Origin of the sequence: Bacteroides sp. AM23-12, assembly GCF_003434395.1 — a bacterium.
In the GTDB taxonomy this organism is placed as follows: Bacteria; Bacteroidota; Bacteroidia; order Bacteroidales; family Bacteroidaceae; genus Bacteroides; species Bacteroides thetaiotaomicron.
Genome location: NZ_QTLF01000021.1, coordinates 59,515 through 75,436, shown reverse-complemented (window position 1 = coordinate 75,436; position 15,922 = coordinate 59,515). Strand labels below are relative to the sequence as shown.

The 15,922-nt window shown below is 39.8% G+C and carries 10 protein-coding genes; 2 read left to right on the top strand and 8 right to left on the bottom strand.

All coding sequences use genetic code 11. The features are described from left to right. Positions 1–22 precede the first annotated feature (22 nt). The 7 genes from DW640_RS16310 to DW640_RS16270 all read right to left on the bottom strand — a co-directional run bounded on the left by DW640_RS16310 (position 23) and on the right by DW640_RS16270 (position 12,835). A complete protein-coding gene (locus DW640_RS16310) occupies positions 23–826 on the bottom strand; it encodes a 5'-nucleotidase C-terminal domain-containing protein (RefSeq protein WP_008763633.1) in 804 nt (267 codons plus the stop codon). Positions 827–1,300: 474 nt separating this feature from the next. Then, complete coding sequence (locus DW640_RS16305; RefSeq protein ID WP_117578710.1) at positions 1,301–2,395, bottom strand: OmpA family protein; 1,095 nt, start codon at positions 2,393–2,395, stop codon at positions 1,301–1,303. Between the two features lie 118 nt (positions 2,396–2,513). Beyond that, positions 2,514–5,405, bottom strand: coding sequence for a hypothetical protein (locus DW640_RS16300; protein WP_048693860.1), 2,892 nt, complete (start codon positions 5,403–5,405; stop codon positions 2,514–2,516). Between the two features lie 371 nt (positions 5,406–5,776). Then, entirely contained in the window at positions 5,777–6,718 is a 942-nt protein-coding gene (locus DW640_RS16290) for a site-specific integrase (protein WP_008763630.1), read from the bottom strand. A 454-nt stretch (positions 6,719–7,172) separates the two neighbouring features. Further along, positions 7,173–8,267 (bottom strand): OmpA family protein, encoded by a 1,095-nt coding sequence (locus DW640_RS16285; RefSeq protein WP_008765146.1) that lies wholly within the window; start codon positions 8,265–8,267, stop codon positions 7,173–7,175. A 90-nt stretch (positions 8,268–8,357) separates the two neighbouring features. Beyond that, complete coding sequence (locus tag DW640_RS16280) at positions 8,358–11,519, bottom strand: PL29 family lyase N-terminal domain-containing protein (RefSeq protein WP_061474138.1); 3,162 nt, start codon at positions 11,517–11,519, stop codon at positions 8,358–8,360. A 368-nt stretch (positions 11,520–11,887) separates the two neighbouring features. Then, complete coding sequence (locus DW640_RS16270; protein ID WP_117578708.1) at positions 11,888–12,835, bottom strand: site-specific integrase; 948 nt, start codon at positions 12,833–12,835, stop codon at positions 11,888–11,890. Between the two features lie 301 nt (positions 12,836–13,136). Between DW640_RS16270 and rplS the strand changes: the two genes are divergently transcribed. Beyond that, positions 13,137–13,490: a 50S ribosomal protein L19 gene (gene rplS / locus DW640_RS16265; protein WP_005675578.1), complete on the top strand. Its 354-nt coding sequence runs from the start codon at positions 13,137–13,139 to the stop codon at positions 13,488–13,490. Between the two features lie 927 nt (positions 13,491–14,417). Then, a complete protein-coding gene (locus DW640_RS16260; RefSeq protein ID WP_113748130.1) occupies positions 14,418–14,783 on the top strand; it encodes a type II toxin-antitoxin system HigA family antitoxin in 366 nt (121 codons plus the stop codon). A 97-nt stretch (positions 14,784–14,880) separates the two neighbouring features. Here DW640_RS16260 and DW640_RS16255 read toward each other — a convergent pair whose 3' ends face one another. Continuing rightward, positions 14,881–15,861, bottom strand: coding sequence for an ROK family protein (locus DW640_RS16255; protein WP_008763623.1), 981 nt, complete (start codon positions 15,859–15,861; stop codon positions 14,881–14,883). Positions 15,862–15,922 lie beyond the last annotated feature (61 nt).

Here is a 15,922-nt window from a genome sequence, read left to right as displayed (position 1 = left end):
TATTTATTCTCTTTTCATTTTTTTATTTCCGGTCGGATGCCGGAACAACGGTGATACGTCCATCCAGTTTAGAGGTAATCTTCTTGCCTGCAGCTGTCTGTTGCCTTACGTAGTCGAGGAACAGTCCGCGCAATGTCAATCCATCCGGACATTCACGCTTATCCGCATTGATAAAGGGAGTGAGTCCGTCGTTTCCGTCCGCCAGATAGTCAATGGTAGCTACGGTATAGTCTTTGTCATCTTCGATCTCTTTTTCCTGTACGGTTGCTTTCAGAAGTTTTCCGTCTTTTGTTATTTCCAGATGTGCTCCGCTCAGTCCTTCACCGTGCAAAGAAGCTATGACTTCCATCAGTCTTTTTATTTCCGTACCTTTCATCGTCAGTACGCAGAGAGAATTTTCAAAAGGAAGTATTTCGAAAACAGCATCGACTGTGATATTACCCTGTGGAAGTATGTTGCGCAAACCGCCCATATTCATGATTCCAATATCGGCAGGATGCTTCAGTACACGCTCTGCAGAGAGTCGTAGCACTTCGGCGACCAGGTTGGAAAGCAAGCTCTCAGGACGTCCTTTGTCCATCGTCATCTCGCTGACGCCAATCACCTCATACATCATCTTATCTATTTTTTCTTTGTAGGGTTTAAGCAGGGCGGCAGCCTTTTCGTCGGGATGAGCATCCCAGGTTGAATCCATACAAATCCGGGTTCCTTCTATCTGGGCAACTTCATAATTTGCCTGAACTTCACGGGTAGATTGGCAGGAAGTGAATAGGATTAGTCCTGTCAGAATAGCTCCCGAAGTATACTTTACGTAATTTCGTTTCATCTTCTTTCTTTTGTTTATGCTACAAATGTACATTTTATATTTTAAAGTCATGCGGAAGAAGAAGAAACTTATAGCAAGTTTAGTCCTATTTCAAGGGGAATTAGCTGCAAAATGCACTTAAAAATGTTAATTAAAAGTATTCTGAGGCAGGGTTGATTTAATTAAAAAAAGGACGTTCCCAGGGAAAAAGGGGAAATTAGGAACGTCCTTTGAATAGAGTTAGCGAAAAGTCCGGTCTTTCGCAAGTGCAGACCTTTCCTCTCTTCACTAAAATAAACTAAGGACTATAGTGGGGAAATCCTTAGTGGGGAAAAACGACTATCAGCTTCTTCACAGGAGCGCATAATCGCAAAGTAGTCGCATTCGGTACTTATTCCATCAATGATATTTCTACACCATTAGAAATTCTTTTGTACCGATGAAGCAACATATTTTTTAGAATATCTTCTTATAATATCTTGTTAATAACTTTGTTTATTCGGCGATACAGATACTCACACGATTTTCTTCCGGTGCTTTATATGGCTGAACAGTGTCTCCTTTGGAATCAACCATAATTCTGTCAGTGGTTATTCCTTTTGCCTTCAAAGCATCCGCAACATTGCCTGCGCGTTTTTCAGACAACGACTTGTTGATTTTAGGATTGCCTGTATTTACATCGGCATAGCCTGTCACTTTAACCTTTGCAGCCGGATTGTTTTGCAGATATTCTACCAACATATCTATTTTTGACTTTTGATCGTCTTGTATCTTCGCTGAGTTCAAAGCAAAGAAGATATCCTGTTTCATTGGCTGTACTACAACTTCTTTCTTCGGCTGTGGCTGTTCTACCACGGGAACAGGCTTCGGTTGTTCCACTACTACAGGTTCTGCCTTATAATATACAGGTTTAGTTTCCGTATAGCCTTTACCGAATTTAATATTCAAACCAATGAGAGCATTGAACTGCCAGTCAGCATTTCCTGCCTTCTTTGAGTTGAACTTGTCGGACAAGACATTTGCATTACCTTCGATGTTGATGGACAAGCGATCATTCAGACGCAGATTACATCCTAAACCCATGCGCCCGGCAATGAGAAACTTTCCGTCCCGCCAAAGATATTCCATCTCATAGGTTCGTGTATCCAGTGCATTCGCCTCATCGTTATCAAAGCCACGATTTAATCCTCCTCCGAGAAAGACATAACCATTGAATACACGTTTGGGATTAAAACCACAAAACAATGTGCTAAGATCAGAAACGATGTCAATGTTACCTTGCAAATATTTGTACTGGTAATCCTGTTGCGGAGAAACCCAGCCTCCTTTTGCCTGCCATCCGCTGACACCAACACGTGCCCGCCATGCAGGAGCAAACTGATAACCTACGTTTATCGCTGCTGCAGGAGATATAAGATCACTAAACTTAGCTTCGCCAAGTGTGTGAGCAGCACCTACTTGCACTTGCATAAACCAATGAGGTTTGAATTCAGTTTTACCTTCTTCTTTTATTCTTTGTTCTTGTGCGGAAATGACTGTACTACTTAATAGTAAGGCGAATACAGGCATCCACAATTTCTTTATGTTCATGCTTATCTTTTCTTTTTAATATGATACTGCATTAACTTTATTAAAGAAGGGTATCCTTCTTTTGAAAAAGATACCCTTCTTATCTTTGTCGATATTGCTATCGTGAGAGATCAATCAATTACTGGTGAGTCGGAGTAATTGTTAATGTTACTGTGCTGGTTACTTCACCGAACGTATATTTAACCGTTACAGGAATAAACAGTTTGAATGGTGCATTTATAGTAAACTTACCGTTTGCATAAACAAGGTCACCATACGTTATGTCACCACCTATTTTCTGAAGATCACATGTGTAATTAATTGACATGTTAGGTGCAACGTCCTTCAACAGTTTTGGTGCAGCTTCGCTTGCATTCAATGTTGTCATGATCTGATCCTTATCAATTGAAATTGCACTACCAGTAACTCCATAATAAGTATAGAAATCGATAGGCGCTACAGCAAACGCTTGACCTCTCCAGTCTGTCAAACCAAGTAACTTGCTCATGTCGATCTTAGCAGTTCCTGTAGTTGCATCCTGCAATTCGGCAGACTTCAAGTCAACTACATTGATAGGACGCAAGAACTTCACATCAAATTTGTTACCAGTCAACGGTAAGATTTCATCGCATTCGTTAGTTACCACAATTTCAATACCTACAGTGAACGGATCCACGTTGTAAGCAGACTTATTCAACAATGCTTGTGCATTCTCGTCAGCCTTATTGTAAGTAATAATACCGTCAGCATCAATTGTAGCAATCTTAGTTGCAGTAGCACTATTCTTGCTAGCATTCAATTGAGTACCGTTAGCTGTTACAGTGAATGTGTATTTATCAGTTCCGATAGTTACATCCTTAGCTCCTGAGAAGATAAACTTCGCAGTCAACTTATCCTTCGTAAATGATGGGAAGTTCGCTTCTGTAACGTCAGAAACAACAACCTTACGACCTTCAAATACATCAAACAGATCAAGTTTGAAGTCTGTTACTGCTACAGTAACCGGTTCTTTCACATCAGCTTTTACATAAGACTTATCAGGTGACCAAGCTTCAGTAATCTTCTGGTCATTCTTAATTACTCCACTAGGCATTGCGATGCTTGCTTTCATCGTAATTGTGATATCTCCACGAGTTCCGTCTACTGATTCATAAGTCACAGTAGCGAACATCTCTGTCTTCGACTTTTTAACAAGAGCCAAAGCTTCTGCCGGAGTTACTGTCCACTCTACTACTGTAGTAGCAATAGCTTCAGGATCCGTTACTTCTGTTACTGTTCCTGTACTTCCTTCACCCAAAGCGATAGCACCTCCATCATCTTTCTTCAATGTATATGCTGTATGGAAGTCAGGCTTGTTCAACTTCGCTTCAGCATAAACATCATTCATGTTGAGGTAAGTCAATTTGGCAACATTGTTCTCACAACCATAGTAATAAGTATCTTTAGTGAATACTTTACCGAATCCGTCAATTGTACCCTTAACAATCTTTGTCTTAATCCATCCTACAGCAACTACCTGATTAGGAACCTTAGTGGTATCTACCAATTCTACACGTAACAATGGCTCGCGATGTTCAGTTGCTTCAGAATCCTGACCTTTATATTCAGGGTTAATAATACCTTTAGCAGCATCACTACCATTAAAGAATGAGTTCTGTTCTGTCTCATTATTAGCTCCACCAATGTAATTGGAAGCAGTGAAGACATATTTCAGACCGTTATCTTTAATATTAGTCATCTTAACTAATTCAGTACCATTGTTTTCTTTATAATAAGTAGAGATTTTATCTGCTAATTTAAGTGTACCATCTGTAGCTACAGTGTAATCTGCATTTGCATCAATAGCTTCTTGTGCCTTACCTGCATTAGCATTAGGAGTAGAACCAGTACGAGAAATGCTTTGTCCATATAAGATTACGTCTTCTGCATCAATTTTGGTTTCTAGAACGAAGTCGCTCATAAGTACCTTATATATACTAGCGTAATCAGAGGTAATTACTTTAGCTTCGTCAGCACCAATAGCTTTGGTCTGAGCCTGCAAAGCATATACAGCTACCTTACCAGAATTCAGTGCCGGTATCTTTTCTGCATCTGCATCCATTGCAACTTTAAGATAACGTTGTCCGTCTTCGGTTACGACATCTGATTTCTTTATATTAGCAGTTGGATCCATTGCAGCAGCACGAGAAACTGGATAATAATCCTTATCGCCTGAAAGGAATTTCAGGCTTTCAATCTGTGCCATTGAAACGCTAGCCGGATTCATGTGGTAATATGCCCAGATTTGCGGAGTAATATAAGAAAGTGTAGGATTAGACTTATATGTTTCACCGGTTTCTGACGGTTTAGCGTACGCATTTTGAGACCATGCATTATAAGTCAAGTTGTTAGCTTTCAATGCAGAGATTCCACCCACATAGCAAGTGGGCTCAAATACTAATCCCTTCAAAGGTATAGCGTCTATGACAGAGAATTCACCAGTAACTTCTTTACCGTTTTCGATCGTTACAATTCTATATCCTGTAACGACTCCTTTTTCATCAAGGATAGCAGTAATAGATCCTTTTGCGGTCTCAGGAATCGCAACAGAAGTTTTTGTGCCATCATAATAAACATAGCCATCTTTTACAGTCAGTAACAATGGATCAAATTCCTTATACGTCGGAATTTCAGGGATTTCAGGAATGTCGATAGTACCAGAACTAACTTCTTTACCATCCTTCTTCAAAGTAATCTTACCATCCTTTGTCACATCAAGAGTATACGATGGCAATTCTTCAGGCATTGGTATAGTGTACTCTTTACTATCCGCACCAGTCACTGTTAATTTGCCTGTAGATGCATCATACACCACAGACTTCACATAGCCTCCCACTTGAGCTTGCAATTCCGAGAGAGTTTTTTCAATTCCATCGACTCTGGCATTTACCGCATCAATGTCATCATCGTAGTCTTTACAACCTACGAACGATGCACCGGTAGCAAGCGCCAACGCTCCGAAAAGCATCACCCTAACAAATTTTTTCTTCATAACTACTTAAAAATTACATTAATAATATATTATTAAACACTAAGTTCAAATAATACTCGCCCGTTACTTCTTAGGTAACGGGATAATACATTTTCCCACTCCGACAGAAGCGTCTGCGGGCCATTTTCAATAAATAAGTTATGATATTTTTAACCCCTGCTTTGGAGAGACGGCAGAGGGGAGGGAAATCTTTTGCAAAAATTAGAGAGCAAGGTGTGTTCTTCACAAAAAATCCGCAGTTTTGTTTGATGTGTTTCCTTTTTTTAGTTGTTTATTAGAAATAATATCTTTTTTGTTTGCATGTTTTCCAAAATATGTCCATATTTGCAGCGTGTTTTCTTGCCGTTACCTAAGAAGTAACACCATATTTATCAGCAACTTATCTTCAAAAACGTTTTTCTAAAGGGAGAGAAAACCGTTGCATTAGCCTCATCAATTTTCTTATTCTTAAAAGGTTTCAGATAAGTCTCTGTTACTGTGATAGATGAATGTCCCATAGCTTCTGAAATGATACCGGGATGCACTTCACTATAATATGCCATCGTAGCCCATGTATGACGGGCAGTATATGAACTTAAGTCAGCAGTCAATCCTAACACTCCTTTCAGAATCACCAGTTGACTATTAAAATAACGAAGGGCCAGCTGATATTCACGATACGCTTCTTCTGTTCCTTCCTTGCTGGCGATCAGCGAAAAAAGATAAGGAGAGGCAGGATCAGTATTCATGTATTGCCTGATCAGTTTCATTGCTTCGGGCAGAAGAGTTACGGTCAGCATTCTGCCGGTCTTTCTTCGGCGATAAGTCAGGACATTCCCTTCTATATCACGCTTCTTCAAGTAAGCAAGGTCTACGAATGGAATGCCGCGAAGCATAAACATTAATAAAAAGAAGGCACGTGTACGTTGTAAGTCTCTGATTCCGGAATAAAGCTGATTCGGCAGCTTTGCCATCAATCGTTCCATATCCTCTTTGTCCAGTGCACGTTTTCTGTCAGCCCTCGTCCCTGTATAGACATAACGAAAATGATGAGGCACATAAGGAGCAAGATGTCGGTCAACCGCTCGGTTATACACTGCACGTAATGTGCGCATATAGGTGGAAACCGTATTCCAGCTACAATCTTTTCCACGTAAATACGTTTCGAAATTTTTTAGAAACTCCTGATTCACTTTCCGAAAAGGAAGATTTCCACTTCCGTGGAATGAAATGACGGCTCTCATACTACTCCTGTAAATATGGGCGGTCCCATAATTCCCACTTTCCCGCAGCCCATCGGCTACGTCTTTCATGAATGAAATTAAATTCCCCATTATTATACGAATTTAAATGATACTTAAAAGGCTGTTTTAAGAGGAAGAAGATTCCCTTTCCCATGCTTCTTCCATAACACCTTTTCTTTCTATTTCCCTAAATCTTAAAAGACAAAGATAGGGATATATTTGTTCAAAATCCCAAAGTGCTATTGGGCGTGTGACATTTTTGTATATATCTTAAGTTTTATATGGGGAAGGATTATCATCAATGATATGCAATAAAAAGGGACGTTCCCAGGGAAAAAGGGGAAATTAGGAACGTCCCTTGAATAGAGTTAGCGAAAAGTCCGGTCTTTCGCAAGTGCAGACCTTTCCTCTCTTCACTAAAATAAACTAAGGACTATAGTGGGGAAATCCTTAGTGGGGAAAAACGACTATCAATCGCTTCACAGAGACAGATACCCGCAAAGTAGTCGCATCCGTTACTTACGTATCGGTTGAGCAACATGATTTATTCAGCAATACAGATACTCACCCGGTTTTCTTCCGGTGTTTTGTAGGGCTGAACAGTATCACCTTTGGAATCGGCAATGATTCTATCAGGAGTTATTCCTTTTGTTTTCAGAACTTCTGCAACATTAGCTGCACGTTTTTCGGACAGTGTTTTATTGATCTTAGAATTTCCTGTATTAGCATCCGCATAGCCAGTCACTTTTACCTTGGCAGACGGATTCTTCTGCAAATATTCTACCAACATATTGATTTTAGACTTTTGGTCGTCTTGTATCTTAGCCGAGTTCAAGGCAAAAAAGATATCCTGTTTCATTGGCTGTACTACTACCTCTTTTCTAGGTTGTGGCTGCTCTACCACAGGAGCAGGTTTCGGTTGTTCCACCACGACCGGTTCCGGTTCGTAATACACAGGCGGGATTTCTTTATAACCTTTGCCAAATTTAATAGTCAAACCCACCAAAGCATTGAACTGCCAGTCGGCATTTCCCGCTTTCTTCGAATTAAACTTGTCGGAAAGAACATTGGCATTACCTTCTATATTGATAGCCAAACGGTCATTCAAGCGCAAGTTGCATCCCAGACCTAAGCGCCCGGCAACAAGAAACTTTCCTTCTGTCCAAAGATAGCCCATCGGGTAACCGGCTGCGTTAATTGCAACAGCTTCGTCATTGTCGAAGCCACGGTTAAGACCCGCTCCGGCAAATATATAGCCATTGAATACACGCTTGGGATTGAAACCACAAAACAGCGTACTCAAATCAGATACTATATCCACATTACCTTGAAGATATTTATATTTATAATCCTGCCGTGGAGCAACCCAACTACCTTTAGCCTGCCATCCGCTAACGCCTACACGAGCACTCCATGCGGGAGCAAACTGATAACCGACATTCAATGCAACTGCAGGAGATATAAGATCAGTGAATTTGGCCTCACCAACGGTATGCGCAGCACCAGCTTGTACCTGCATAAACCAATGGGATTTGAATTCCGTCTTACCTTCTTCTTTAATTCTCTGTTCTTGTGCAGAGACGGCTATACTGCCAAATAGCAAAGAAAACGCTGCTATCCACAATTTCTTTTTATTCATGCTCATCTCTTTTCTTTAAATAAGATATTTATTAAAGAAGGGTACCCTCTCTTATGAAGATACCCTTCTAAAACTATTTACAAGTTAATGTTAGTTCAAATCAGCGTATGAGCCTAATCCTTCAGGAGCAGCCAATGTACCCAAGAATCCTGTACTTGGCTTCGTATACTTAGTATCAGCTTTCTTCACATATACAGTGACTTCGTGAACTTGCTTCGTTGTTTGAGCCGGATCACCCATCCATGTATTCTCTATTGTTACATTGATTACAATCGGCTGGTCAACTGAACCAACAGCTGCACCACCAGTATTTTCCCATTTCAGCAAACCAACTTCTTTCTCACCATTCTTCACAATAGAAGCATGTCTCTTCACAATGTCATTATTCTTATCAGAGAGCTCATAAGAAACCTTAACCTGATGCATCTTGAACAGAGATTTTCCACTTTCTACAGTATTCAACTTAGCCCAAGGAGCTTTTTGGCTACCATCATACATCAGCCCATTGGTAGTTTCACCTCTGTGTGTATCATACAGCTTAATGAAACGATAGATTGGCAGATAAGCACCGTTATCCCATGTTGCTGTAGGAGCTTGGTCAACCAAATACCAAGCAGACGCATTGATCGGAGTATATGCTACCGGGTTAGGGAATACAATATCAAATTCTTTGGACTCTGCACCAGCAGATACATAGTTGTCAATTGTACGACCTATTGCAAGCTCTTCTGTTACCTTGATACGAATCTTCTTATCCATCCATTCTTTCTTCAGGATTTGCAATTCATGTTTACCACCAACTAAAACTATCTTGGCATCAGTAGCTTCAATTGTAGCATCTGCTATAGCAAATGTCCAGTTACCACAACAAGGTGCAGGTTCTTTGAATCCATCTTCAAGGACAGCCTTCATCAAGAACGGTGTATCGTAGTCTCCTGAAGTAGGTTGACCATAACCCAGCATATTCTCTGTACCATTCCACATAGATGGATTATATACCCAAACATGCTTAGGATCTTTCACTACCAACGTAGTAGTAATAGTGAATGAACCGTATTCAGCCAATTTATTGGTTGTAGCATACTTGAACTTAATTACATAAGTACCTGCATGCAATGCCGGTTTCAATCCGAAGTAGATATAGTTATTTAAAGTAGTAGCCGTTCCTGAAACATTAGAATAATCAATTCTCAGATTCTTGCTATCATCAGCTGTCAAACTCCAACCAGTGAATTCTTCACCATCTTTCTTAACCTCAACTACAGGATTTGCGCCATAGTATTCAACAAACTTCTCTTTGCTTATTTTCAGCTTATTGAAGTATTGGTCAAAGTCAATCTTAAGACCATCTACCTTATACAGATAATCTAACTCACCAGCGGTGTCCACGTGTTTGAAAGGAACTTCCTGATCCAATATTAAACCACCACCATAGATGGGTGAACAAGCAAGCGTCTGAGGAAGCAAATCTTTATTAATAAAGTCTTCTGTCAACTGTTCGTGTTGTGTAATCTTTATTTTCAGCAACTTAGTCATTACAAAGACGCCATCTACGTACATTTGAACTTTCAGAACAGGTTCACGGTCAATAGCGGCATCCTGTTGATTAATCACAGAGATTGTACTTCCATCAAGTTTCAGATATCTGAAAGTCTGATCAACTTCTCCTAAAGGATTTGACATCAATTCATATTTGAATGTAACGTTTTCGAATCCCAGATCAGTCAGCAAATATTGACCGTCCTTTGCATTAAACCCTGTATTGGTATGGAATTTTGTAGCAATCCCTTTCAGTACCGTATTCAAATCCAAAGACTCAGTATATTTCAGTTTCAACAAAGGCTGGATAGCTGCCACCTTAGCATTTACTAATGCTTGGTCTACTTTACCGTCTTTCGTTACATCTGCCAACTTATAAATTGCAGTCAATTCAGTCAGAACCTGAGCTTCCTGATCAATCACTGCAGGTCTGTCAGTTCCCTTAAGCGGCATAGCAATAGTTGTTTCTTGTTGTTCAACTACCATACGTTTTGCAGCAACATAGTCAGACACTACATTAACATTTTCAGCAGCACCTAATTGTTCATTTGTATTCTTAACTACATAAGCAAGCATGTTAGCCTTACCTAGACCGTTTTCTTTTACTTCACCATATTCATCTGCTTCAGAGAATGGTTTGCCAACAGGATTATTATATCTGCTAACCATAGTTCCATCCTCATTGTATTCAGTAAACATCTTAAATGCATTCTGATTCTCTGCATTATCACCAGCAGTAGCTTTTACGATCAATTTGCCACGATCTTCGTTAGGAACAACTTTAGCAATAGGTAATCCTATTTCAGTAACAGCTTTAGTTGCTACTGTAGCTGTTTTTTCGACAAAACTTACTCCTGTGTAATACTTAGGATTAACATTAGCCGGATTCAGTTTGTACTCAAATGTAGCCCATCCATTAACCAAAGTCGCATCTACAACCTTATTAGAACTGTTATATTCATATACAGGAGCTGCTTCCTTAGAGTTCTCATCATAACCAATAACCGGCAAAAATACTACATCTCCTAATTCTTTATGAATATTAGAAGGTACATGTACTAAAGAAGAAACAAAAGTAGCAGAGTATTTATAAACTGTAGCAGAAGTCGCTTCACCAGCTTCATTCTTCAGATTACTGAAAATATAGTAATCTCCCATATCTGCAACAGAAACGACTCCTGGGATAACCCAAGTCATATCAGTCTTGTTTTCCGGCTTCACTTCATTCTTGTACCAGAATCCGTCTTCACCTGGAATATAGGTATCACCGTCTTTACCTGGAGTACCCGGCTGTCCTGGTTCTCCCGGTTCACCCGGAGTACCTGGAGTTCCCGGCTCGCCCGGAGTGCCCGGTTCTCCTTGATCACCTTTATCACCTTTAGCCTTGAACTCTGTTTTCTTGCCATCCTGATACCAGTATCCGTCATCACCAATTGTCCATTGAGTACCATCTTTTCCGGCATCACCATTTTTGATGGTAAAGCTCTTACCGTTGCTCAATGTTACTTCCACACCACCGGTAATGTTCTCAACTTTTGTGATCACAGATCCCCCTTCGATCAGCTTGTTGATTTCCGCAATAGCGTTGGCATTTTCGGTTATCTTCTGCTCTAACCGATCGATATCGTCATCGTAGTCCTTACAACCTACATATGAAAATGTGGTTAGCGCCAATGCTCCGAAAAACATCACTCTAATAAATTTTTTCTTCATAACTACTTAAAAATTACATTAATAATATATTATTAAACACTAAGTTCAAATAATATTCGCCCGTTACTTTGTAGGTAACGGGAAACAGCCTGTAGCTACTTCTGAAGAAGCGTCTAAAGGGTAGACAAGAAACATAAGTATCAAAATATATTTAACCCCTGCTTTAGAATAGCAGCAGAGGGGAGGGAAATCTTTTGCAACAATAAGAGAGCATGGTGTGTTCTTCACAAAAAATCCGCAGTTTTGTTTGGTGTATTTCCTTTTTTTAGTAGTTTATCAGAAAAAATATCTTTTTTGTTTGCATGTTTTCCAAAATATGTTCATCTTTGCAGCGTATTATCTCCCCGTTACCTACAAAGTAACAGGCTTTAATTCAAATAATTACCTACCGAGAAAGACTTCCTAAAGGAAGAGAAAACCATTACATTCGCTTCATCAATTTTCTTATTCTTGAAAGGTTTCAGATAGGTCTCTGTGACAGTGATAGATGAATGTCCCATCGCTTCTGAAATGACACCGGGGTGCACCTCACAATAATAAGCCATCGTAGCCCATGTGTGACGCGCTGTATATGAACTCAGATCCGTAGTCAGTCCCAGCACTTGTTTCAGAATCATCAGCTGATAATTAAAGTTACGCAATGCCAACTGGTATTCCTTATATGCTTCCTCCGTTCCTTCCTTGCTGGAAATCAACGAAAAGAGATAAGGAGAAGCAGGATCGGTATTCATATGCTGTTTGATCAATTTCACCGCTTCCGGCAAAAGAGTCACAGTCAGCATTCTGCCTGTTTTCCTCCGACGATAAGTAAGGACATTTCCGTCTATATCATGTTTTTTCAGATAAGCAAGATCGACGAAAGGCATACCACGCAGCAAAAACATTAATATGAAAAAACCACGAGCACGCTGCAATTCCCTGTTTCCCGAGTGCAGCTGTTTCGGAAGATCTTTCATAAGACGTTCCATATCCTCTTTTTCCAATGCACGCTTTTTATCAGCACGTGTCCCCGTATAGACATACCGGAAATGATGCGGTACATAAGGTGCAATGCGTCGGTCTACTGCCCGATTGTACACAGCTCTCAGCGTACGCATATAAGTAGAAACCGTATTCCAGCTACAATTTCTTCCACGCAGATACGCTTCAAAACTTTTCAAAAACTCCGGAGTCACTTTTCGGAAAGGCAGATTCCCGCTTTCATTGAATGCAAGGATTGCACTCATGCTACTCCTGTAAATATGGGCGGTCCCATAATTCCCACTTTCCCGTAGCCCGTCGGCTACCTTCTTCATAAATGAAATTAAATTCCCCATTTTTTACTGTTTAAAATGATCAATAAAGGCTGCTGCAAAAGAGAAGTGAACCCTTCTCCACATTCCCCGGCAGTGCCTTTTTTCCTATTCCCAATCATAAAGATACAAATCTATTGCCACATTTGTTTGATGTAACCCCAAAAACATTCGATACCAGCTCACAGCCGATCATTTTCTCCAAAACATTTGGCTATCTGATAAATAATTCGTTACTTTGCACCGCTTTCGCGCAATCGCTGTCAAGAGAAGAGATACTTGGTATGTTGCGTTGTAACGATAAAACAATTTAATAATAGCAACAATGGATTTAATTAAAATTGCAGAAGAAGCATTTGCTACCGGTAAACAGCACCCGAGCTTCAAAGCAGGAGACACTGTAACAGTAGCATATCGTATCATCGAGGGTAACAAAGAACGTGTACAGTTGTACCGTGGTGTTGTTATCAAAATCGCCGGTCACGGAGACAAGAAACGTTTTACTGTACGTAAAATGTCAGGTACTGTAGGTGTAGAAAGAATTTTTCCAATCGAATCACCGGCTATCGATAGCATCGAAGTGAACAAGGTAGGTAAAGTTCGTCGCGCTAAATTGTATTACCTGCGCGCTCTTACTGGTAAGAAAGCTAGAATCAAAGAAAAAAGAGTTAACAACTAAGCTGAACTCTGAGATTCGAAATAAAAAAGAGGAAGTTCCGGCAACGGGATTTCCTCTTTTTTATTTCAAGCCAGCTCTCTTCCATACTTTTGTCATAGCGAGCATTTGAACATAGTGACACCATCCTGCCGGTATAGTGTCACTATACCTACGGGATACTGACACTATGCGATCAGGATAGTGTCACCATCGCAAAAATCTCTATTGTTCGATTGACAACAATAGTGAAAGTGGAGTTCAATGTCCCATCTTTAAGATTTCTATTATTAAAAAGCAGAGAGAAACCTGTGTTCCAGACGAATTATTGCACAAAATGACTTATAAATATGCAATACACAACTGCTTTTCTGCATAAAATCCATGGATTATGCAAGTTTTAAAGGATTAAAAAGAGTTTTTGGTTTTAAAGGAACGAGGCGTTGGTTTTAAACCAACGGAATCTTTCTTTAAAACCAAGTTCATTTTACCCACCGAATATCACAAACTCATCTACTTTCAGACGATTTGAATTCTATTTCAACTCCTGTTCCCAACATCCAACAAATATCATTTTGTTACCTAGAAATAATATTCCCAAACAACACACTATTAGAAAGAGCGCAAACAGATCAAATAAATAGCAAAACACGATATATACAAGCACAAAGAGAACCATAGATGCAAAATTTATCGGTTATTCATAGAGCGGACCAGGAATTAATGTTTTTTTAGCAACCATAGACGCATAAAATGTTCTAAAGTCTATTTCGAAGAAAAGATTCGTTTTTCCATATAAGTACCTATCACCACCTACCTCCCCACTTTATATATTGAAAAATAGTACATTGTTTTGTTTTTCAATACATAATATTTTTTTTTGAATAAAAGAGTGCAATCATGAGAGTATAGCCAAAAGTAAAATAATTGAGATGTTAAAAACGTATAGATATGGCAAAGATTCAGAATGAGACTGCTTATAAAGCTGCAATGGAAAGAATAGAAGAACTTCTTCCATTAGTTGATGATGACACTCCTTTATCTGACAAAAATCTTATTGAACTAGATTTATTGTCAGCACTTGTAGAGGAATACAAGGATGAGTATTATCCAATAAAAACTCCTTCTTTGGTTGATATCATGAAACTTCGTATGTATGAAATGGGACTCAGTCAGGCTAAATTATCAGAATTGCTTGGAGTCAGTCCTTCCCGTATCAGTGATTATTTTACTGGCAGAAGCGAACCAACCTTAAAAGTAGCTCGTGAAATTAGCAGAAAATTGAATATCGATGTCAATATTGTATTAGGGGTATAAGATTCTTTGTTATTTTTCAGCATGCCTGTAAAACCAAAAATCCCCGGAAACTCAACGCCCCCGGGGATCCAATTACCTTTATTATAAAAAAATGATATTATTCTTTCAGATCTTTCAATTCCCAAGCCAAAGCACTGGCACCCAGTACAGCAGCGTCAGAATCTTTCAGTTCGGAAACAAGCAATTTAGTCTTGCCTTTGTAGATATTCAGGATATTGTCATCGATTGCTTTCTGAATCGGCTTCATAATATAATCACCCGACTTAGCCAAACCACCGAACAATACAATTGCTTCAGGGCTGGAGAATGCAATAGCGTCTGCCAAAGCCTCACCTAAAATATTACCTGTAAATTCGAAGATTTCCTGTGCCAGTTTATCACCTTGTACAGCTGCATCATATACATCTTTTGAAGTGATGTTTTCAGCAGGAATATTACGAAGCAAGCTTGCATCAGTACGAGCAGCCAGGAATTCACGAGCAGTACGAGCTACACCGGTAGCCGAACAGTAAGTTTCCAGACAACCTTTACGACCGCAACCACAAACACGACCGTCACGACGTGCAATTACGTGGCCCAATTCTCCGGCAAAACCGTCATGACCATAAACCATCTGACCGTTGATAACGATACCGCTACCTACACCTGTACCCAGAGTGATCATAATAAAATCTTTCATACCACGGGCAGCGCCGTAAGTCATTTCACCGATAGCAGCAGCATTAGCATCATTGGTCAAAGCAGTAGGAATACCCAGTCTTTCTTCAAACATAGCAGCCAACGGAAGAATTCCTTTCCAAGGCAAGTTCGGAGCAAATTCAATAGTTCCGGTATAATAGTTACCATTAGGAGCACCGACACCGATACCTCTGATCTTATCTACACCACCATTAGCAATGATCAACGGAAGCAAGTTTTTGCATACTTCGTCAGCATATTCTGCAGCAGTCGGATAGCCGGCTGTTTTAATCGAGCTACTGGCAATAATAGTTCCGCGTGCGTCTACAATCCCAAAGACGGTGTTTGTTCCGCCTATGTCAATACCTACTACGTAGGGTTTCTCCATGTTTGAATTCATGATACTTTATTTAAAAGGGTTAGTTAATTATAAAGTTTACTGCACACAAATTACGTAAAGA

Bases quoted from the DNA above. Each gene is read 5' to 3' on its own strand.
- DW640_RS16290 (WP_008763630.1), bottom strand. From the start codon at position 6,718: ATGGGGAATTTAATTTCATTCATGAAAGACGTAGCCGATGGGCTGCGG.
- DW640_RS16285 (WP_008765146.1), bottom strand. From the start codon at position 8,267: ATGAATAAAAAGAAATTGTGGATAGCAGCGTTTTCTTTGCTATTTGGC.
- DW640_RS16310 (WP_008763633.1), bottom strand. From the start codon at position 826: ATGAAACGAAATTACGTAAAGTATACTTCGGGAGCTATTCTGACAGGA.
- DW640_RS16280 (WP_061474138.1), bottom strand. From the start codon at position 11,519: ATGAAGAAAAAATTTATTAGAGTGATGTTTTTCGGAGCATTGGCGCTA.
- DW640_RS16300 (WP_048693860.1), bottom strand. From the start codon at position 5,405: ATGAAGAAAAAATTTGTTAGGGTGATGCTTTTCGGAGCGTTGGCGCTT.
- DW640_RS16270 (WP_117578708.1), bottom strand. From the start codon at position 12,835: ATGGGGAATTTAATTTCATTTATGAAGAAGGTAGCCGACGGGCTACGG.
- rplS (WP_005675578.1), top strand. From the start codon at position 13,137: ATGGATTTAATTAAAATTGCAGAAGAAGCATTTGCTACCGGTAAACAG.
- DW640_RS16255 (WP_008763623.1), bottom strand. From the start codon at position 15,861: ATGAATTCAAACATGGAGAAACCCTACGTAGTAGGTATTGACATAGGC.
- DW640_RS16260 (WP_113748130.1), top strand. From the start codon at position 14,418: ATGGCAAAGATTCAGAATGAGACTGCTTATAAAGCTGCAATGGAAAGA.
- DW640_RS16305 (WP_117578710.1), bottom strand. From the start codon at position 2,395: ATGAACATAAAGAAATTGTGGATGCCTGTATTCGCCTTACTATTAAGT.